This window comes from Bacillus sp. ISL-35 (assembly GCF_018613355.1).
Classification (GTDB): Bacteria; Bacillota; Bacilli; order Bacillales; family Cytobacillaceae; genus Mesobacillus.
This window is the reverse complement of record NZ_JAGGQK010000004.1, coordinates 253,073-275,783: the sequence shown is the minus strand read 5'-3', so window position 1 is coordinate 275,783 and position 22,711 is coordinate 253,073. Positions and strand designations below refer to the sequence as shown.

At 37.6% G+C, this 22,711-nt stretch carries 14 protein-coding genes; 3 read left to right on the top strand and 11 right to left on the bottom strand.

Features of this window, described 5'->3' with window-relative positions; genetic code table 11:
* Window positions 1–7 precede the first annotated feature (7 nt).
* From J7E38_RS07335 to J7E38_RS07320, 4 genes are all read right to left on the bottom strand, one after another.
* Complete coding sequence (locus tag J7E38_RS07335; protein ID WP_214706200.1) at window positions 8–1,828, bottom strand: polysaccharide biosynthesis protein; 1,821 nt, start codon at window positions 1,826–1,828, stop codon at window positions 8–10.
* 370 nt (window positions 1,829–2,198) lie between these two features.
* Entirely contained in the window at window positions 2,199–2,963 is a 765-nt protein-coding gene (locus tag J7E38_RS07330) for a tyrosine-protein phosphatase (RefSeq protein WP_214706198.1), read from the bottom strand.
* A gap of 98 nt (window positions 2,964–3,061) precedes the next feature.
* The gene (locus tag J7E38_RS07325) at window positions 3,062–3,769 is read right to left on the bottom strand and encodes a CpsD/CapB family tyrosine-protein kinase (RefSeq protein ID WP_215038286.1); all 708 of its coding nucleotides are present in this window, start codon (window positions 3,767–3,769) and stop codon (window positions 3,062–3,064) included.
* 1 nt (window position 3,770) lies between these two features.
* Window positions 3,771–4,499 (bottom strand): YveK family protein, encoded by a 729-nt coding sequence (locus tag J7E38_RS07320; RefSeq protein ID WP_214706196.1) that lies wholly within the window; start codon window positions 4,497–4,499, stop codon window positions 3,771–3,773.
* Window positions 4,500–4,721: 222 nt separating this feature from the next.
* Between J7E38_RS07320 and J7E38_RS07315 the strand changes: the two genes are divergently transcribed.
* Window positions 4,722–5,525, top strand: coding sequence for an SGNH/GDSL hydrolase family protein (locus tag J7E38_RS07315; RefSeq protein ID WP_214706194.1), 804 nt, complete (start codon window positions 4,722–4,724; stop codon window positions 5,523–5,525).
* 165 nt (window positions 5,526–5,690) lie between these two features.
* On the top strand, window positions 5,691–8,039 hold the full coding sequence (locus tag J7E38_RS07310) for an SH3 domain-containing protein (RefSeq protein WP_214706192.1): 2,349 nt from the start codon (window positions 5,691–5,693) through the stop codon (window positions 8,037–8,039).
* Between the two features lie 149 nt (window positions 8,040–8,188).
* Here the strand turns inward: J7E38_RS07310 and J7E38_RS07305 are convergent, their stop codons facing one another.
* The gene (locus J7E38_RS07305; protein ID WP_214706190.1) at window positions 8,189–9,844 is read right to left on the bottom strand and encodes a C39 family peptidase; all 1,656 of its coding nucleotides are present in this window, start codon (window positions 9,842–9,844) and stop codon (window positions 8,189–8,191) included.
* Between the two features lie 111 nt (window positions 9,845–9,955).
* On the opposite strand from J7E38_RS07305, the gene J7E38_RS07300 reads away from it, so the two are divergent.
* The gene (locus J7E38_RS07300; RefSeq protein WP_214706188.1) at window positions 9,956–11,686 is read left to right on the top strand and encodes a M14 family zinc carboxypeptidase; all 1,731 of its coding nucleotides are present in this window, start codon (window positions 9,956–9,958) and stop codon (window positions 11,684–11,686) included.
* An 82-nt stretch (window positions 11,687–11,768) separates the two neighbouring features.
* On the opposite strand, the gene J7E38_RS07295 is transcribed toward J7E38_RS07300, so the two are convergent.
* The 6 genes from J7E38_RS07295 to J7E38_RS07270 form a co-directional block, all read right to left on the bottom strand.
* Complete coding sequence (locus tag J7E38_RS07295; protein WP_214706186.1) at window positions 11,769–13,010, bottom strand: acyltransferase family protein; 1,242 nt, start codon at window positions 13,008–13,010, stop codon at window positions 11,769–11,771.
* Window positions 13,011–13,249: 239 nt separating this feature from the next.
* A complete protein-coding gene (locus J7E38_RS07290) occupies window positions 13,250–14,566 on the bottom strand; it encodes a glycosyltransferase family 2 protein (RefSeq protein ID WP_214706182.1) in 1,317 nt (438 codons plus the stop codon).
* Between the two features lie 340 nt (window positions 14,567–14,906).
* Entirely contained in the window at window positions 14,907–16,598 is a 1,692-nt protein-coding gene (locus tag J7E38_RS07285) for a serine hydrolase (RefSeq protein WP_214706181.1), read from the bottom strand.
* 120 nt (window positions 16,599–16,718) lie between these two features.
* Window positions 16,719–19,736 carry a S8 family serine peptidase gene (locus tag J7E38_RS07280; RefSeq protein WP_214706179.1) on the bottom strand — a complete coding sequence of 1,006 codons (3,018 nt, stop codon included), beginning with the start codon at window positions 19,734–19,736 and terminating at the stop codon, window positions 16,719–16,721.
* Window positions 19,737–20,578: 842 nt separating this feature from the next.
* Window positions 20,579–21,757: a toxic anion resistance protein gene (locus J7E38_RS07275; protein WP_214706177.1), complete on the bottom strand. Its 1,179-nt coding sequence runs from the start codon at window positions 21,755–21,757 to the stop codon at window positions 20,579–20,581.
* Window positions 21,757–22,407, bottom strand: coding sequence for a 5-bromo-4-chloroindolyl phosphate hydrolysis family protein (locus J7E38_RS07270; protein WP_214706175.1), 651 nt, complete (start codon window positions 22,405–22,407; stop codon window positions 21,757–21,759). The genes J7E38_RS07275 and J7E38_RS07270 overlap by 1 nt, the downstream gene beginning before the upstream one ends.
* Window positions 22,408–22,711: the final 304 nt, after the last annotated feature.

The following is a 22,711-nucleotide window of genomic DNA, read 5'->3' as shown; positions in this document are numbered from 1 at the left end:
CTCCTCATTACTTCGCTACCAAAAAAATCTTATTCTTTTTCCGATTAGCCAGATTAATAACATACTCTTTCAGTTGAGGAGATGTAAAATTCTCAAATTGCTCCAAAAGGTAAATAATTTCTTCTTCCTGATCCAATACAGCTTTCCCAATAAAAATCTTCGGAAAGATTGGCTCTGGATGAATCTCCTTCTCATTCAACAACTCCTCAAACATCTTCTCACCTGGTCGCAATCCTGAGTACTTGATGCCGATTTCTTCTATTGTATATCCAGACAATCTGATCAGATTTTTAGCAAGGTCTGTGATTTTCACAGGCTCACCCATGTCAAGCACAAAGATTTCACCTCCACGAGCAAGTGATCCCGCCTGGATGACGAGTCTTGAAGCTTCTGGAATTGTCATAAAGTATCTTGTCATATCAGGATGAGTAACCGTAACCGGTCCGCCAGCCTGAATTTGTTTTTTAAATAGTGGGATAACACTTCCACGGCTGCCAAGAACATTACCAAAACGGACAGCAACAAATTTCGTTTTACTGTGCTGAGCCAATTGCTGAATAATCATCTCAGCAATTCGCTTGGTTGATCCCATTACGTTCGTAGGATTTACCGCTTTGTCTGTCGATACTAGTACAAACGTTTCAACATTAAATGTGTCTGCTGCTTCAGCGACGTTTTTCGTTCCGAATACATTATTCTTTACTGCTTCTCTAGGATTGTACTCCATTAATGGCACATGCTTATGCGCAGCAGCATGGTAAACAACATTCGGTTGATATTCTTCCATAATTTCGAACATCCGGTCACGATCCTGGACATCCCCAATAACTGGGATTATCTCAATTGCTTGTCCATATTGGTTTCGCAGCTCCATATCAATTGTATAAATACTGTTTTCACCATGACCAACAAGCACTAATTTCCCAGGGCTGAAACTGCAAATCTGGCGGCAGATTTCAGAACCTATCGAACCCCCTGCGCCTGTAACAAGCACTGTTTTGCCTGAAACATATTCAGAAATACTGTCAATATCCAACTTTATTGGCTCACGTCCTAGCAAATCTTCGACCTCTACATCACGGAACTGACTGACTGCTACCTTTCCAAGCATTACGTCTTCAATCTTAGGCATGATCTGCGTTTTAACATTTGTTTTCGCGCATTCTTCAAATATACGATTCAGTTCCTCCCTATTTAAAGAAGGAATCGCAATGACGATTTTATCAATTTGATATTTTTCAACCGTAGCTGTAATATCCTTCGATGTTCCAGCTACAGGAATACCAAGAATATAAAGTTTGTATTTACGCAGGTCGTCATCGATAAAAGCAGCAGTTACCATTCCTAGTTCCGGGTTATTCTTTATTTGCCTCGCCAGTAATGACCCAGCCTGTCCGGCACCAACTATCAATACTCGTTTCATATCATGAGCTGGCTTGATATATCTGTCACGATAGATTCTCCAGATGAAGCGTGAGCCTCCAATCATTAAAACGAGAATTGACCACGCACTAAAGAGCACTCTACCATAAACCGGCAAACCGAATGCCAATTGGAATAATGTTACCGACAGGACTGCAAGTGATACTGCCCTAAAAATACCTACCAACTCTCCTATACTCGCATACTCCCATGCCTTGTTATAAAGCTGTAAAAGTGATGCGAATAAATGATAGCTGCTGACTAAGACTATCGTACTTATAAAAAGATCTTCGTAACTGAAGGTTTCAAGTGACGGATGAAGTGGTATGTAACTTAGGTAGATTGCAGACAAGACAATCAACGAATCAAGACCGGCTAAAAATAGCAAACGTTTATGGTAACTCATCGTATTCCCCCTTTTAATTTTTAACACTTTCCTTTATTAAAGACACACTGACAAAAATAAATATCTAATGGAAACCCATGTATTTTGACATGTACTTTCATTAGATATTTATTAAGGCTTATTTTAAAGATTTGATTCTTTGACATATTACTAAAATCTCCAAGTCTAAAAATGACTGGAGAAAATCACAAAATCTTAACAATGTTTTTTGGGCATTTAACCCACCCTCACACCACACTATTGACAACCGAAGTGTCTAAGGAGTACAGGTTTGTATCCCACAGCATGGTCGAGTGCCTCCATTGGTAACGGGCAGGAGGCATCGCCGGTCAATTCTTCTGACAATTAATATGTTAAATCTGGAAGTCGGTTAAAAAATTCCGAGGAACTTTTTCTTTTTGATGAGTTCGGGTGTCTCCTGATAAACATGGTTTCCTTGAAGTAGTAGTTCCGCATTATCTTGAAAGAAGTAGACTAGGTCTATTCCGTATTTTGATTCAATAACATCCATTGTTTCAGCCATCTTAAACCCTCTGCTGCTAACATTGTGGGCATCGGAAGCAATGAAATGGGTAAGGTTCGCTTCTATCAGTTGAAAGGAAAAGTTTCTGATTTTCTTGCCGAAGTGGCCACTGACACTTGAAGCAGTAACCTGGCTCAATGCTCCCTTTTTCACAAGGTTATATAGGACCTCAGGACGTTCGATGATCTCCTGATTTCTTTCTGGATGAACAATAATCGGTATAATTCCTTTAAGCTGAAGGTCGAACAACAAGGTCTCGGCATATCTCGGCACATGGTTTGAAGGGAATTCAACAAAAAGGTATTGAGTATGATTCAGGGTTAAAATCTCCTCTTTGTCGAGGTCTCCAATCACTTCACCGTAGATCCTTACTTCCTGTCCCGGTAGGATTTTCAAATCAATCCCTTCATTTGAAAGCGCCTTGTTTACTTGCTCTACTTTTTGAAGGATGATTCCTTGAGGATTATCATATTTATTATTTTTGTGGTGAGGCGTTGCGATGATAGTATGGATACCCTCATTCACCGCTTCACGTGCCATATCAAGTGTATCATCAAGACCCCTGGCACCGTCGTCAATCCCCGGCAATATGTGACAATGTATGTCAATCATCGCTAAACCCCTTCCTTTTAATTGTAAATTTTCTAAGACTTTTATAATGTTAGCACTCTATTAACATACCTACAAGGGGATAAATTTGTCGAATCTTGTCAATTCGCCCCGTAGTAATAATATTGTTCTTTTCCGTCCATTTTCTTATTGTTCAAGACTACACCTAAGAGCTTCCCCTGGGCTGCTGTAAGTAGTTCCTTCGCTTTGATTGCTTGTTCATTCTCGGTTTTCCCACTGCTCACTACCAGGATTGTGCCATCACATTGATTAGCAAGAATCTGGGCATCTGTCACCGCCAGAACAGGCGGAGTGTCAAAAATAACGACTGAAAAATTCTTTACAGCCTCCTCGATGAATTGTTGCATTGCACGTGATGACAATAATTCAGATGGGTTCGGAGGGATCGGACCACTAGGAAGCACCATCAAGTTCGCTACATCAGTGAGCTTGACCGCATCTATCAAAGGCATCTGATTCGTCAACACACTTGTGAGGCCTGTGGTGTTCGTCTGATTGAAGGTATAATGAACTGTCGGCTTCCTCATATCTGCATCGATGATCAGCGTTTGTTTTCCTTGTTGGGCAAATGTAACCGCAAGATTGGCTGCTGTCGTCGACTTTCCTTCCCCGGGACCAGTTGATGTTACCATCAGTGTATGGATTTCTTTATCAATAGAAGAAAAGTGGATATTCGTCCGGATTGTCCTGTACTGCTCTGATATCGGCGATTTCGGATCAAGTTTCGTAATCAGCTTTCTCTTGTTATCCATAAGTGTTTTCTTTATGCTTTTTTTATTTAGAGCCATACTACTCGCCCCTCTTTCTTGTATTGCTTTCCTGTCGGCTGCCTCGGTCTCTAACATCTTCAATGGTCGCAATTACCCCTAATACAGGCATTCCCAGTATTTTTTCGATATCCTGTTCTGTCTTGATGGTGTTATCTAGGTACTCAAGCAAGAACGCTAAACCGACTCCGGCCATTAACCCTACCACTAGAGCAATTGCAATATTCAATAATGGCTTTGGTTTGACTGGTGACTGCTTCTCACCAACTTTTGCTTTAGCAAGGATATTTACATTATCGATTTTGAATATTTTTATATTTTCTTCCTTGAATATTTCCGCTGTTTTGTTGGCAATGTCAGCAGCCCTTTTGGCATCAGGGTCTTGAACAATAATATTGATAACTTGTGAGTTTTGTTCACTTTGAACGGTGATTTTCCCTTTTAATTCTTCTGCCGACATATCTAAATCAAGTTCTTTGCTAACTAGTTCAAGTATGGCTGCATTCTTGATGATGACATTGTACGTATTGATCAACTGGAGGTTTGTCTGAACCTCGCCGACGTTATAACTAGATTGATCACTTTTTGTCTGGTTAACCAGCAACTGAGTGGACGCCTGGTATATAGGTGTAAGGAAAAAGAAACTGATGATTCCGCTGATTAATACGGAAATCAGAGTAATGACTAAAATAAGGTTCACTCTTTTCCTTAATGTTTGCATCAATTCTTTTAAACTAATAGTCTCTTCCATTTGCTCCTCCATCACTATGTATTAAAACATGAAGTATTATATCATAATTTGTTGTATTTTTTTGAATTTCTTGTCATAATTTTAATGATAATGTAATTTTTCATTTCTCTTCATTAAATTTAACAGGATATTACAGTTGCGTGAAGACATTTTTTTCATTTGGAATTATTTACAATGTTCATTAAAGATTTATCAAGGCGAATTCAATAGTTGGAGGTTTATATGAAAGCTTTTTTAACCACTTTATTAGCGATCCTATGCGGAGGGGTTCTCTTGTGGGGGAATATTCATTGGGATAATAAAACAACGATTTCCGCTTCTGAGCCGAAGGCGAATACTGTTCAAAAAGAACCCACCAAAAAGCGCGAGGTAAATAACCTAGAGAAAGAAAAGAATGAACCTGAAGTCATATCATATACTAAGAATTGGCCAACGGAAGCAGTTGAAACTTTCAAACAGGCCCAGGAAGAAGGCCGCCCTTATCGAATTCTGTTGACGGGTTCTAGTGCAATTGGTGAGGACCCAGAGGGATGGGCCTATCAAACAAAAGAAGAGTTAATCAAAACTTACGGTGAAAACAACGTTTCAATTGAAATATTAAAATACGAAAAAACTTCTCTTCAAGTTGTTCAGGAAGAGGATCAGGACGAAATTGCCGAAGCAAATGCAGATTTAGTCATTTTTGAGCCTTTCACATTAAATGATAACACCTTTGGAGTGGGAGCAGAGAATTCACACCTCAATATTGAAACTATAATGGAAACTATTAAAGAAATAAACCAGGATACCGTCGTTATCCTACAGCCACCGAATCCGATTTATAACGCAAAATATTACCCCGTTCAGGTAGAGGCCCTTAAAGAGTTTGCCGGACAAAATGATATTCCATATCTTGACCATTGGACAGCATGGCCTGATCCTGCAACGACAGAAATAAATGATTACCTTACAAACGGTGAACCAAACGAAAAAGGCCATCAGCTCTGGGCTGAATATATCATTGATTATTTAATTTCCAAAAACTAATCCGTAAACTGGTCAAAAGCATTTGCTATGGACCAGTTTTTTATTTCTAGCAAAATACCAAAATGTTCCTTATCTATCACTCTCTAAATCTTTTTCTATCTGCCGATAAGTATAGCAAATAGAAAATTACGGCAAACCGTATATGATCATTTAGGGAGTGGACACATGAAAAATTTTGGAAAAGCATTGGTTTTGTCGACAGGAATTTTAGTAGGAAGTGCTTCAGTACCCGCCTTGCCTTTCAACATTCTCCAGGCTGAAGCTGCGTCAGTAGTCAAATTAAACAACTCAAGCTATCAAACAACTTCAAATCTCAATCTCCGTTCTGGAGCGAGTACAAAGTATAAAGTTTTGTACACGATCCCAAAAGGGAAAAAGGTGACTGCAACACAGCGAAATGGCAATTGGTATAAAGTTACCTATAGCTATACTATAAAAGGAAAAAATACAACCAAGACCGGTTGGGTGACAGGATCTTTCCTAAAAGCCACCACTTCCTCTTCCAAGTCTAGTTCGGCCTTAAAAAGTACCTTATCAACGACCGTTAAAACACCTGCTACCTCTTATAAGACAACTGCTAATCTGAATATCCGTTCAGGTGCGGGAACAAAATATAAGGTGATTAAAACGATTTCAAAGAATTCGATTGTCTCGTCTGCTGAACGAAAAGGAAGTTGGTATAAGGTTTCCTACCAATATACTTCAAACAGAAAAAAAATCACTTTAACAGGCTGGGTGAGCGGTTCTTACTTAAAGGAACATCACCTGTACACTACGACCAAAAAGACTTATTATTTTACAATTAGGACCAGCGAGCTTTACAAAACTGCTGATACAAAGAAGAAGCCCATTCAAACTGCCAGGAGTAATCATGGCTTTGAATCAACAGAGAAAGTTGTGAATAGCCTTGGACAAACTTTATACAAAGTGAAGCATCAGAGGCAAACAGTCTATATTCCAGCAAAAAATGTTAAATCGATGGCAAGACAAGACTATGAAACTAAAGAGTATGTAACTACTAAAGAAGCGATTGTCTATTCTTCCTACGGTACAGGCTATAGCAATATAGGACGAATTCCAGAGAACACGATTATAACTTCCACAGTAAGAATCGGCGATTGGTTCGAAATTACCTATATGGGGAAGAAGGGCTTTGTTCAAGCTAGTTACCTTACTCAATATGTGCCTCCTGTGGAAGTTGAAATCCCTGAAGAGGAAAAACTCGATACTGGGTCCACCTCTGAAGAAGACACTGAACAGGTATTGACGGAAACAGCGATTTCAGGAAAAACCTATGTAACTACATCGGCTCTTAACCTTAGAAATGAGGCTGGCACTAATTCTAGCGTCATTGGAGTAATTCCTAACGCGACATTTGTGTTCCCAACTCATAAAGTGTCAAATGGATGGTATAAGCTCACCTTTAATGGAAAGTCAGGCTATGTCCACGGAGATTTTGTCAAGGATGTCGTCACCGGTGACCCTTTCCACCGGACTGGGTATCAATTCATAGACTTGAGAATGTCATCAAAGGTTACTGCGTCTCAAATAGATCAGTATATTGCTGGCTACTTAAAAGGCAGGCAAAGCGTCCTTACAGGAAAGGGACAAGCTTTTATCAATGCAGGCAATAAATACGGCATCAATTCACTTTACCTGGCAGCACATGCCATCCATGAAAGCGGATATGGAGCATCCAACATTTCGTTGGGAAAATTAAATTTATTTGGTTTTGGCGCCTATGATTCTTCTCCATTTATCGCAGCGGTACGTTTCAGTTCTATCGAACAAAATATCGATTATATCGCACAGGAAATGAAGGCTACTTATCTTAATCCTAACCATTGGAAATATAAAGGGGCTAATTTAGGATTTAGCACTAAGACCGTACTTTCAAATACTAGAATTGACGCAAACAGCACAGGAATGAATTTTTATTATGCTAGCGATCCGAAATGGGGGCAAAAAATTGCCGCACATATGCAGAAAATCTTCCCTTATAATCAAGCGGATTATCAAAATACTGTAAAAAGCACTGCCATGTTCCCACTTCCTTCAAGATCTGAGGGTAAGGATCTTTTCCCACAAGATATAGAAGCAATAGCAAGGAAGGATATCAAACTGGTGAGTCAAAAAGGAAGCACTACTCTTGCTTTGACTCTTAAAAAGGATACCGTTTTTGATGTAGTCGAGAAACATAATGATTACTGGGTAAAAGTTAGTTTGGGAGGAAAGGAATACTGGACAAACGATATTAAGTTTGATCGATATAAGGAGTTTATGTCAGTAAAGAATCTTGGAAGAGTGACTGCTGCCTCTTTAAATGTCCGTCCAACTCCTTCTATTGCCCTTTCGCCTATTGGAAGTTACAGATTAAATGACTATGTGCATATAGTGTTAGATGCAAACGGGAATATCAAAATGGATGGAACGAAAACTTGGTATAACGTTAAATTGCCCGATGGAAGAACTGGGTGGGTAAGTTCAACATTCGTTATTGCAGAACTAAGATAATAAAATGATTCATTAAGGCTGTTGGGAGATACTCTCCTGGCAGCCTTTTAAATTTAAAAGAAAAACCAGGGAATCCCTGGTTTTGAGTAGCTATAATTAAGCTGAATTTAAATAATTACCTTGAATCTTAATCTTATAGTTGCTTGTTATTAATAATAGCTTATTGCCTGCTTGCCATACTGTGTCCACCCCTCAATAAAATACTTTTTAAGCCGCTTTTTGTTCTTTTGGCCGTCAAGGGGATCATTAAAGTAAACATACTTGCTGTCATAACCTGTTACAAGTACGGAATGCTCTTTCATCGTAATTCTAACAGGGCCTTGTGGTGTATACCATGTTTGCCAGTACTTGCTTGGGACATAGCTAAACCAGCTTGTGTTTATGACCCATACAGGGCGTCCAGCAGCGAGATAATTCAGTACTGAATCAAATGATTGTCCAGATAGGTTTACAATTCTTCCTGGCATATAAGTATTGGCCAATTCGGCAATTGGCTTGTTGAACACGCCAAATCCTGGTTTACTGAAGGTATACATGTTTCCTACAAAACCATAATTCGGATTCCCAAAGTATTTTTTGCCTTTCGAGTATTTATATACAGTAGGGTCCTTCTTTACTTGCCTGGCCAATGTCATCTTATTCGACTTTACACCAGCGTGGTTCAACATCATGGCAAGGCTGGTAACCTCACACCCTCTTGGAAGCTCCGGCATCTGCCTAATTAAAGGGGCAGAAATCACCTTCTTCGATGGTCTCTTTTGGTTGGTTACAACTAATTTTGTTTTTGTTCCCGTATTCCCGGCAGGATCTTTTGAATAAAACTCTAATTTCGAGTTAGCAGCTAGCAAAGGGATTTTTATGGAGAATTTTCCTTTCGAATTCACTTTAACAGTTTTAAATTTTTTGCTGTTCCTCAAAACATACAAGGTCGAATTAGCTTCTGCACTGCCAGAAACAGAAAAGGATTTGTTAGTCAGTTTGTTTACCTTTGGTGCAGCCGGTGGTATTTTGTCCAATACCTTGAGAGTTACTGTTCCACTTTTACTGTTTTTACGATCCGCCGTTACAAATAACTTAACGACTGTACCTGCTGGCAACGCTTTTTTATGGGGAAGATTTAACCTGAAAGATCCATTTCCTGAAGCAGTAACCATATAGGTTGCCTTCCCGATTAAGATGTTCACCTTGGCCCCGGGTTCTGCATTCCCAGATATGTAGATATTTTTATTTGATAATGAATTTACTTTGGGTTTTGCTGGCGCAGGTCCAGCCATTACTGTTGTTGACACAACACTTTTTATATTGTCAATCATTGAAGTTACTTCGACAACGGCTCCATATTTTAGATGTGAAGAGTACTCGAACTCAAAATTCCCATTTGATTCGTTAAGGCCCTTTAGAGGAATAGCCTGGCTGTTCACCTTGGCAGTAACTGTTGCGCCAGGAACGGTTATTCCTGATATCAGCTTTGCCTTATCATCTACATTCTTGAGGACAGCCGGACGGTAGTCCACCACTTTAGAAAGCTCTGTACCATCTATCCTTAAGGTAAGTTGTGTACCATCTTGTAGAGGTTTGATAAACATTATATTGTATTTATTTAGTCCTGCTTCTCCTTTTCCTAACAGCATTTCTCCTTGATAAACATGAATGGTACCTTCCCCACTATACGTTCCTTTTACATAGTTAGATCCAACTTCTTCTACAACGATTTGGTCTATTTCTTCTGCACTTGCTATATGGCCAAAAAAAGCAATCAATAATGTAAAAATAAAAACCTTGTATTTATTTGTCAAATCTACCAACCTCCTACTCTAAATCTATGGTAAAATTTTCTCAAACACAAGATTTTTTTTAGCAATTCTATTACTCTTTGTAGGTAAATAGTATTGCATATTCTTCGGAGGGATCTAGAATTGCAGAAATTAAGAATGATCATTTTATTGATAGTAATCATCACAGCAAGCTTTTCTTTTAATATTAAGGCTGAGGCTGGAACTAGCATTGTAAACCCTAATAAAGTTTATTCTTATAATCAAATGGTTTCTGATATTAACAAACTAAAGAAGGCTTATCCCGATATAATTCAGGTTAAAGTCATTGGAAATTCAGAATATGGCCGAAAGTTATACGCCGTTTCAATTGGAAAAGGATCAGCAACATTGTTTGTAAACGGCTCTCATCATGCAAGAGAGTGGCTAACAACGAATTTAAATATGTATATGATTGAGCAATATGCGAAGACATATAAAAATAATCAAAAGATAAAAGGATATAATGCAAGGAACATTCTAAACTCAACGACCATTTGGTTTATCCCTATGGTTAATCCTGATGGAGTTACGCTCCAGCAGCAGGGTTTAAAGGCATTTCCTAAAAAAGTGCATAGCTCTTTGGTCAAAATGAATGGCGGCAGCAAAAATTTTAAGCGATGGAAAGCAAACGGAAAAGGAGTAGACTTAAACCGTCAATATAATACCGGTTGGAAAGCGATTAAAAGTCCTTCTTCTCCCTCATTCAAAAATTATAAAGGGAAAACACCTGAAAGCGCGGCAGAAACAAAAGCAGTTCTTGGTTTTGTTTCTGCCATAAATCCTGAGATGGCTTTGTCCTATCATAGCAGCGGAAAGATGCTTTTCTGGAATTACAAACAAGGAAAAGCAACCTACTCCCGGGATCTTACATACGCAAAAGCGATTGGAAGAATGACAGGATATCGCCTGATTTACCCTGGTAAAAATCCTTTAGGGGGCGGTTTTACTGATTGGTTCATCGAAGCGAAGAAAAGGCCTGCATTTACACCTGAAATTTCAAAATATTATTATGAAACCAGCCCGCCCCTCGCTGAGTTCAACGGTGCATGGAGAGAGAACCAAGGGGTCGGACTTTATACAGCCCAGGAAAGCTATAAATTATATGACCAAAGAATGAAAAAGGAAGCAGACAAACTGGCTGTTCAATTAAGTAAACTGCAGTCTAAAGCAAAAAGTTTAAGAACCTATTATTCTACTAACATCAAACATGAAAAGGATTTAAGAATTGATAAATCATTTAAGGGAATTTTTGACTCTGTAAATAAGGAGACTAGTGAAATTGAAAGGCAATCAGCTAAACTGCCTTCAAAGCATAAGGCTAGATTAGCTCTTTACTTTAAGAATATTAACACTTACAGAAGTGAAGCAAAATTCTTTATCGAGGGAGTAAATGCAGGAGAAAAAGCATTGAAAGCAAATCAGGAGTTCGAAAAGATTTTCGCGGAAGGTCATTTTGATGAAGTGACATTTAAAAAGCATACCGAACTTTCTAAAACAACCAAAGTGAATGAAAATGCGATTAAAAAAATGTATGGAGCGCATGTAAAATCGCTTGCTCTAAAAAAATATATAATGCCTGCAAAAAATACATTGGCGAATACTGTTTTAGAAATGGACCGTTATAAGCTGGTGAATTTAATACAGACGCAACTTGATAATGGTGACACTTTGGCTGCAACTGAGAATCTCCGCAAACTTGATGCACTGGAAGCGGAAAGCAAAAATTTGAAGCAGAATAATCCTTCAAAGTATAAAACGTATCCTAAGGTCGAAGGAAAGCTGAAGGATCTTAAACTTTCTATTATCTCTCAAATGGAGTCAGAAGGTTTATAAAAAACGGAGTACCCAAGGCTGTCGAGATATTCTCGGCAGCCTTTTAATAATATCCTATTAATTTATCATTAAAAGTACGTGATTACCAGGAAATTCCTTCCCTCATTTTGTAAATTAGTTTTCTTATCGTGTACTTTCTATTTTCCCGATACCCAACTAACCATTTACCTAGTTTCATGGACGGTTCTTCAATGAATTTATACATAATCATAGCCATTATTATTGAAATAACAGGGACGAGCATGAATATTGCTGTATATGGCAAGATATCCTTCAATAGATTGATAGAACTTAACAACACGATTGGATGAATCAAATACAGACTATAAGATACCTTACCTAAAATTAATAAAGGCTTTGCATGGAGTATTCTCTTGAGCCTAAAAGAATTCAGGGTATATACAAACAATATGATTACACTTAATCCAACCGCATAATCAACAATTGCTGTAGAAAATAACCTTTCATATAGATTCCCATTATATCTGTAATACCCTACCTTAGGCATCCACCATTCTATTGTATATAGAAAAGTGCCGATTATTATTAAAGACAATTTAAACGTTTTGCTAAAGTTATTAAAAACAGAGGATAATCGGTCTTTATTTTTGGCTACTAATGCTCCTATCAAAAAGAAGGAACTATAATAGAAAGTCATTGAGAACGAGTGTGCAACATAATTGAGCGATTCAATACTGTCTACTTGCTTTGGAAAGCCTATCTTCAAATAAAGCCATAAGGATGAAAACAACGAAACACCCGCTATTAATGATGTTTTCCAACTGTACTTATTAACAAGAAGCATTATTAAAGGAAAAAAGAGTGAAATTCTCATTTCATGGACTAAACTCCATATAACTGTATTGATGTTATGTGAACCTTCTCCATACATCAATATAAAAGAAAGAATGTCTTTCAGGGTTAAATCACGTGACCACATATGGTTAAACCAACTGCTCAAAGTTTCGTGAGTACCAGGCTGGATCAGTATGTACAGTGTATATGACAACGCAATAGAAAATATATAAGGCAAATAGATTCTAGTCACCCTTTTTATAACGTAATTTCCGTAATGAGGTTTCCTGTTTGTAAAAGGAATTGATAGGACAAAACCACTTAAAACAAAAAACAAGATTACAGCCTCATGCCCGGCCCAAAATAAATGTAAAGGAGAATAAGCAAATAACTTTAAAAGTGGATTACTTATTTCCTCGTGATAATGCGCAGCTAAAAACACCGAAGACGTCAATAGTGTATGATGAATGACTACCGAACTTGACGCCAGCCCTCTTAAAGAATCAAGCTCCTCATATCTTTTAGACAAAATAAATCCTCCTAAAAAGCTTTTATGTAGATTATTTGTTAGATAATATAAAAAAGCAAATATTCTTCGACAATTTTCTGCAAATTAAAACAAAATACCCACTAAATTTGTAAACTAAACCAGTCATCGGTACTCTTACCCTTATAAAAAAAGTTCAAACCACTAAAAAAATAACCTTCTTATTCCATAGGGAAAAAGAAGGTATCTTTTAGGGTAAAATATAGACAAACTCTCCAGGATTAAGGGTTTTCTCTTGCTGTCTTATTATGTTCTGTTTTCACCCAGGTGTGCTGCTGCTTCCATTTAATTAACCCCATTACCTGGGCGTATATAAATGTGTAAGCATAATAGAAAACAGATACGCTCATACGGAAGAATCTGAATTTATGATCTGTATCAACCCTTATGGCATAGTACATACAAATCAACAGCTGATAAGTGAATAATATTAATGAAATGATACTGGCACCAAAAATTAGAAATATGAAACGTTCTCCAGCACTAGATAGTAATTCTGTATTTTGTGTTGCGAGTCCGTATCCTGAAGCGACCAAAATTCCGATTAGAACAATGGTCATTTGGACAGCACGTGCCATGCCAAATAAATAAATCAATTGATCAATAATCTTCAGCTTTCCTTTGTCAGTAAAAAGCTTCTTCACCATTGGCTTAAGGTTTGTAAAAGCTACATACCAATGTCCTTGTGACCAGCGTGTCCTCTGCTTGATACTTATTTTGAAATTCTCTGGTTTTTCGTCATAAACACGGACAAAATGATTCCATAATACCCTGCCGTTGTCTTTCACTATTTCCATTTCTAATTCAAGATCTTCTGTGAGGGAATGGAAGCGGAAGCCACCATGCTTCATTAAATAATCCATCCTGACAATAAAACCGGTGCCACCAATAGCATTGGGCAATCCTGCACGATATTTTGCAAGCTGAAAAAAACGATTGGTGATGTAATAGCTCATGGCATAACCCAAAGACAGATTATTACCGGAGTTTTTGGAATCTAAATAGGTTTGAATCGCCTCTGGCCTACCCTTGGCGATAAACTGTGAGTTCAATTCGATAAGGATATCGGGATCGACATGATTATCCGCATCCAATATCATTAAACAATCATACTTCTCTTGAAGTTTTTCAAAACCTAAAAACCTTAAAGCATATTGCAATCCAGCAGGCTTCCCTACACCTTCTCTCGGGAAAAGCTTTTCACCAGTATTAATGTATTTCATACCTTTAGCTTCGCAAATTTCACCGGTTCTGTCTGTGCTATTATCATTTACGATGTAAATGTCATAAAGGTCACTATGATATCGTATGTTTTTCAAATTATCGATTGTGGATCCTATAACTTTTTCTTCATTATGAGCTGCAACCAGGATAAGAAATCTTGTTTGGTCTTCTATTATTTCATAATCTCTTTTAGCTGCTCCAAAGCCAAAGAAAGTAAGAAATACATAATATAGTGTATTGAGGCTAACATAAACAGAGAGTACAAAAAACAACCCCAGTAATATAGTTACAATCACTTCACCAATTTCGTCCATTCATACTCCTCCAGCTCTTTAGATTTTATTCTGGCCATTCACGATTACTATAAATTTCATTATTGGCTAGAATTGTCTTTGTTATTCCTGCAATAATCCTCCTCATTTTCGGCTTATTTATTGACTATAATATCCTAAGTTTCTTTGCAGAAAGCTTGTATGCATAATAAATAACGAAAACTATAAGTTATTTACAATTACGACAAAAGATTTACTATTCGTTAATAACTATGAAAAAATGGAGCTCCTCCACCTGAAGGCAATTGTTTGATGTGTTGTGCATTGACCCTTTTAATGCAAAAAAGGATTCCTATTTAAGGAACCCTTTTTTGCATTTGTCTTATTGGTGGTTTTCAATTTGTATATATCCTTTTCTCCCCAGAAAGTTTATTTCATACCAGCCATCAATCACTCTTAAAAAGCCCACCTTTTGGGAATAATTTAAACTTCCTATGATATCTGCTTCGATTGCAGAAGGTTTGCTGTATACCTTCTGGACAAGGTTAAAGTTAACTTCACCCGTTACATCATTGCTACTGATGGGATATACAATCGTAGCACTAAATAATGGATTGGTATCCGATTTGTGCACATAAGCTTTTATGTTGCCTATTTGTACCTCATTAAATGCCCCTGCATCCTTAGTCCGGGTAAATATCTGTCCTTTTTTCAACTCGCCCATATGAACATATATTCCGTTCCTAAGAAAATAAATCCTAGCATCCTCTTTGACAATTTCAAAATGCTTCACATTCGCTGTATATAACAATTGAACAGAATCCTTGGATACATATCCAACTCTGTTACCTATTATAGTCTTATAGTAATTGCCACTTATTGATTCCGCGTAAATGGAGGTCTTTTTATATAATGACATTAATACTTTTCCGGAAGGATCAGGTTTATCTAAAACTTGAGTATAATATTTAGCGCTTATCCATCCATTATTTTTTATAGAACGATTTACAAACCCAGAAGCAGGCGGTCTTGTGTATGCGGTTAAAGTGTTTTTACGAACATATCCTTTTTTTCCCCCATAAAGGATTTCATACCACTCTCCCTTAACAGATATTATTTTAAATACCTGACCTCTTGCCAGTGATCCAATATTTTTTGTTGTGGATACTGGTATTAAATGAACAGGAGTAGCCTTCTTCGTTTTAAAGTAATGAACGTTATTCTTTTCTTTATGATGCTTATAAACAATTGAAGAAATATCCGCAATCACCTTTTGTGACTTAGTATAGGAGAGATTATTCGTCATCACGGCAAGGGCAAAAGGATTTTTATCATATACGATTCCAACATCATTATAAATTCTCGAAGCCGGAATCATCCCAACCTTATGAGCAGTCGAAACGCCTTTAATTCCTTTAGGGATTGTAGTATTGTAATCCGTTTTTTTTAAATAACTTACTAATTCTTTCCCTAATGCATTTGTTGTCGAGAAGTTATATAAGCGATTGGTATACACAATCAAGTCAGAAGCAGATGTAAGATTCTGCCCTTTAGGATAAGCATTCTTCCCTCCTATTCTTTTCATGTAAGCAATAAAATTCTTCTTGCCTACTCTTTCGCGGAGCATAATAAAGGCAATATTATCGCTATGGATCATTGCTTTTTTCACTAAATCTCTAATAGTATATTTTGAACCAAACTTTTTCTTCTGGATGACACCACTGCCACCATAATAATGATGCCGTTTATATGTAAGCTTTTCGTTTAAGTTGATTTTCTTTTCAGCAGCAAGTTCCATTACATATAAAGCCAAAGGCAGCTTTATCGTACTCGCCGCTTTCTTGGCACTGGTGCTATTCATCTTAAACTCATCACCTGTCGAGAATTCTCGATAATGAAGAGTGATTGTGCCTCCAGATTTTTTTATGTATTTTTTTAGTTCTTTTGATAAATTTTGATTAAAAGATTGATAGGAACTTAAAGTTGCTCCCTGTACCTGATGTGATGGCAAGATGCCGGGAATAAGCAAACCCCAAACAATAGTTGTTAATAACACTCTTCGTAAAAATTGCACGTATTATCCTCCCAATGATTAATTCATAATAAATAATTTTAATATATTTTAAGTAGTAAATATATAGAAATTTTACCAAAAACAAGGCATACCCGAGTATCAGGTATGCCTTAATAAATGTTAATCTCTCAAATAGTAACTGTAAACAATGTTTCCTAAATGGTCTTTGAAATCCAGGAGATAGTACTGGTCAGTGCTTTGCAATTTAATATATTCTATAGTATTCATCCCCTGGGTTAATGTAAATTCTTTTTGCTCTAATAGAGTTTCACTATAATAATCAAAAACTTTCATAGAGAGTTTTGTTGGCTGATTTAGCGAGATATGAAGATTAAGCTGCTTGTTCCTCCCAATGTATTCATCATCAGGAAGGAATGTATGTGTAATTGACTCTACCCAAGCCGAATTCTCTTCGTTAATCAATTTCCCTTTTACTACCGTTTCATTTCCAACATTATTTACTGCTCTGATGCTATAAAAGTATAAGCTACCGTGCTCATTATAGTTAGGATCTATACCATCCCAACTGAATGAATTGTCGATCTGCGCTTGCGTATTCGTAGTAATAGTTTTTACTTTATCGTTATACTCGTTAAAGATTTCAATCGTAACTTTTGCTGGTTCGGACAATTTGTAGAAGACATCAATCTTTCGCTCTTCCAAAGGATCATAGAAAATCACCGGCGAATATTCTATTTCCACTCTTGTTAAAGCAATCTTAATACCGCCTATAAACTGGTTGACCAATTTATATTTATCTGTCATAACAATCTTAAATTGGTAAGCTCCATCTGCTAAATAATTTCCTGACTGGTCTTTTCCATCAAAAATAAATGTATGGGATCCCTTTGTTTTAAAGGTACTTGTTTGTACCGTACGAAGAAGGGTGTTTTCCTTTATAAGCTGGACAGTCACATATCCAGGTTTACTGATGGAATAAGAAACTGGAACATTTGTTTTTGAGCGATATTCAAGGTTTGGTAACGATTTAACAGTAGGCTTTAGCCAATCCTGGAGAGCAAATAAAGAGCTTTTTAAGGTTGCTTTATTTCCAGCACTATCTCTGTACTCTAGGTAAATTTGATATTTCCCTTCAGATGCGAACTGGCCCTTGTCATTTTTTCCATCCCAATGAATATTTGAAACACCCTTTTTATAGTACTTTCCATAAGCCAGCTTCTTTATCTTTGTGCCCTTATCTGTCGTTACATAAGCATTTAAATGTACCGCTTCTTTAAAATCCATTTTAAGGACAGGTTTTGATTTTCCATCCATCTTCAAGGTTGATGAGTACAATGTCGCTTTACCTGCAGGCTTGATAGAATCTACATTTATTGCTGTCCTTCTAGTAGTTCCTTTGACCTTTCTCGAGTCAATAACAGACATAATAAGTGTATATTTTCCATCGCTGACTTTTTTGCCTTTACTCGTTTTCCCATCCCATACTAATGATCTTTTGCCCGAAGAAATTGAACTATTGTTTAATATTTTCTTAACTAGTTTATTGTTACGATCATAAATAGTGGCGGTCACTTTTGCACTTTTATTTAAATGGTAAGGTACAACGAGCTTTCCTCTGACAGGAGGAGAATAGAAAATACTGCTCGCCACCTGTATTGATGGAGTGACTTTATCAATCGTTTTTAAAGTTGTACTCTTGTAAACCGTTTTTTTTCCATTTGTGGCTTTTGCTAAGACCTTATAGGTTCCACTAGTTACATATGCTCCGTTATCCATCCTGCCATCCCAAGAAACTGTTACTTTTCCTCCCGACCACTTTTTATTTACTAAAAGCTTTTTTAGAGTTGTTCCCTTTGAATTCTGGATATAAAGTGAGACAGCCGTGCCATTCTGTGCATAAAATGAGATGTTATTCTTGTTACTACCCTTCATAGTAAATGTGCTTGATGATAACTTGAGACTATGAAGCGGTGTTGGTGTATTCGTCATAGCTTTATACGCATCAACCCGTCCATAACCATAGAGATAGTCCCATCCCTTACTACCCAGGTCAGAAGATGATTTGATTAAAATGTTCTGGACTTGAGACGGCGATAGAAAGGGATTTTTAGATAAGACCAAGGCCGAAACACCTGAAACAACCGGAGAAGCCATGGATGTCCCGTCTAAACTTGCATATTTGCTACCCGAAATCGTTGAATATATATCCATTCCTGGTGCTGCAAAATCAATATAGTCCCCATAGTTTGAAAATTGAGTTATACGATCAAGACTGTCAGTAGCACTAACTCCCAAAACAGACGGCAATGCGGCTGGATATGTGTATTCTGAAGAATCATCATTTCCTGCAGCAGCGACTACAAGTACTCCTTTGGATTTGGCGTAACTGACTGCATATTCCAATGGATAACTATAATAGTAGCTTCCGAGACTTAAGTTTAAAATATCAGCTTTATGGTCGACTGCATACATAATACCTTCAGCTACATCGTAGACATTTGCTCCATCTCCAGCAAAAACGTCTACCGGCATTATTTTCACATTGGGGGCAATTCCAGAAATTCCGGACTTATTGATTGTTGCCGCAATGATACCAGCGACATGTGTACCATGATCATCAGGTGATACACTTGTGCTTCCCCTAGTTACATCATAAGGCGATACTATTTTCCCTTTCAATTCAGGATGGTTCGTTTGAACACCGGCATCAATGACCGCTACCGTAATATTAGAAGCACCTTTGGTTGTATCCCACGCTTTGGGCATTTGTATTTTTTTAAGATACCATTGCTTGCTGTAACCCGGATCCCCAGGAGTGAAGTGAGGTTCAATCTGATAGTTCGGCTCAACATATTCTATTTGTTTATACTTTAAAAGATTTTCAGCAATCGATTTTAAATCGTCGCCTTTTGCAGCCGATCCTAATGTGAAATTATCTAGATTAGAAAGTTCTTTCACCTTCACGGATTGAAGTATTCTCCCCTTTTCTTCAGTAGATACTCCAGGCTTAAACTTTATTATAAGTTCTCTGCTATCAAATTCTTTCTCTTCATCAAAAATGACATCCGTGTTAAACTTCGAAATTTGCGGTTCAACTTTCACTTCATCAGCAGCTACTCCTGTGACAAACAGAAACAAAAAAGAAAATAAAAATAACACCGTGCCGCGAATCCCCATCCCTAATCCCCTTAAAATAAAATTATTCTATATACATAATATCGACCATGCAAGGTACTAGTTGAGAAGGGATTAAGCGCCTTCCAATTATTACCTATATCTTTACATCATACCATTACGAGATTGAAAAGTATGTAGAATGGTGTCTCTTGATTAATATTTATTCTGCTTTTTTTGTGAGATATAAAAAGAGATTATGCGTAGTACTTTGAGGGAACTTTACAGAAGGATGTAAGAGAATAAAGAAAAAACTTGGCAGTTACCAAGCTTGATTAAGTATGATATAAATCCAATAAGAAGGGATAATAACAGTCATCAAAACCACTATTCTAGTCTTTTTAACGGTTTTGTAATAAAGAAATAATGTTATCTACCTGAGTTAAAAATGGTAGTTACCATTCTTTGATAGAAGTGAAATTGCTTTTTCTTCATGGTATTTTGCTTTTCGAATCAAGCTATCTTTCAATTTATCACATAGGGCATCTTTTATAAGCGCCTGGTTATAATACTGTAAAGCCAAATGAAATCTGTACTTTAAGTTATACATCCATTTGAACACCATGATTCCTCCCTTATCAACATATTTGCAATATCCTCAGACACTTAAAATTTTTATTAAATTACTTAAAATAAGTTGCATAATTATTAGTACCATTTCTAACGCAACTTTAAACTTTTTTATAATACTTGTTAAGGTAATAGCTAATCTATTAATCATAAAGCACGAAAGATATCTGAACTTTTTACGGGTATGATTTAAGGCTTCTTTTTACCAATTTTAAAAAGATGCCTGCCCATAAGACTTTCTTTATGAGCAGGCATCTCTTCATTATGTTCAGTTATTATTTATCCTTTATTTCTAACAGCTTCAGCCTCAACTCATTCTCCATCGTGGCCAAATCCTGTTCAGCCTGACGTCGCTTCGTACGACCTTCTTCTTGGATTCTCAAAGTTTCTTCTAATGTTGTAATCAAGTTTTCCTGTGTCTTCTTCAATGTTTCGATATCGACAATGCCGCGTTCATTTTCTTTCGCGGTTTCGATTGTGTTTGTTTTCAACATTTCGGCGTTTTTCAGAAGCAGTTCGTTTGTCGTTTTCGATACCTGCTTTTGCGCTTCCACTGCATGACGCTGCCTGATTAATGTCAGGGCAATCGCAACCTGGTTTTTCCAAAGAGGGATAGCTGTCACGATTGAGGACTGGATTTTTTCCACAAGGGCCTGGTTGGTATTCTGGATCAGGCGGATTTGCGGTGCACTCTGAATCGTGATTTCCCTGCTTAGCTTCAGGTCATACAAGCGCTTATCCAGGCGGTCGGCAAATTGGATCATGTCATTGACTTCCTGGAACTTCATTTGGTCCTGGGAAGCTTCCGCCGCTTTTTTCAGTTCAGGGATTGTTTTTTCGTGCAGCTCTTCCAGCTTAAGTTCGCCTGCAGCGATATAGATGTTTAGTGCGTTGAAATACTCTTTATTTGTTTCGTATAACTTCTCGAGCATTCCGATATCGGATAGAAGTACATTTTTGCTTCGGTCCAGTTTCACGCTGATCCGGTCAATTTGGGCGCCTGTCTTCTGATACTTCGAGAGGATCTCCTGGACAGAACCCGAAATCTTGCCAAACATCCGGGCAAAGAATGATTGCTTTTCAGCACTGAGTTCCTCTGGGTTAATATCATTGAGATGTTTCATCAAATCATTGATGATCTCCCCTACTTCACCGACATCCTTTTTCTGGACATGCTCAAGCATCGCATGAGAAAAAGTCAGCAGCTTCCCTTGTGCCTGGGTACCATATTGGATCATGGCCTGATGGTTTTTCGGGTCGATTTGCTCTGCCAATTGGTAAACTCTCTGGCGATTTTCCTCAGGGATAACATCAATCAGCTTGACCGGTTTGCTTTCGTGCTGTTGTGGACTAGGCTGCAGCTGCAATTCCGGTGAATCGCCAAACGGATTTGTTAATATATCATCCATGATATTGCCAGTATTTTTTAAAAGTTCTGGGTTTTTTTCTGTCATTATTTTAACCTCCTGGTCTCGTCAGGAATTTCATTTAGTTTTTTGATCGAATGCTTGGCTACGTCGATTTCAAAATTCAGATGGTCAATATCGTCAGCCAGCATATAGCTCAAATCTTTCTCAACGATTTTGGTAAGCTCCTTCAATGTATCCTGTGTATCATATAATGAGCGCTCCAGCTCACGGTTTTTACCCGGCTGGGAGGAAAGGAAGGCATACTTTTCGCTCAGTTCCATGATGGAATCAAGATGGGAAAAATAAAACTGTTCTGCCTTGAAAAACCTCCTTGGCTCACGAGTGTTTAGCCGCTGAATGTTTTTCACAAGCCTTAGCAGCTCCATTCTTTGTTTCAACGAACGGATATGGCGGATCGAAAAGAGCGATTTCTGGACCTTTTTAATCTTCACATTCGCTTCTTTAAGATTTCTCTGTATATATTTGTATTCCTTCTTTGTCAGTCGGTTTTTTTCAAGGACTCTTCTTTCAAGATAATACCCTACTCCAAAAAACATGACACCCCCGCCGATGAACCCATATAGCGAAGACATCCAGAACGTCTGATCAAAACCGGCATACGCCAGCAGCCAGATAAATGCCGAAAAAGGGATTGCCGAACCGGTTTGCATGAATCGTAAAAGGAATTTATTCATTAGTCATCGACTCCTGTATTGAATCTTCCTATTTATACGAATAGGAGGCGCAGAATGTTTCAAATGCTGTTAAAAAATGTTTTCTTCCTTATACAATACTTCAAAACAACCTCTTTTTCTACAGACTTGGTTAGTAATGTCATCTAGGTCCTGGGACCGAGTGGATATACTCGTAAAAATAGCAGGGTCTCTTTGTCGCATGTGGATAATTGCACCGTTAAGCGACTTAATTGCACGGTCAGGTGTAGTAATTGCACCGTTCTTCACGATTATTGCGCGTTTAAGAGTATTATTTGCACGCAAA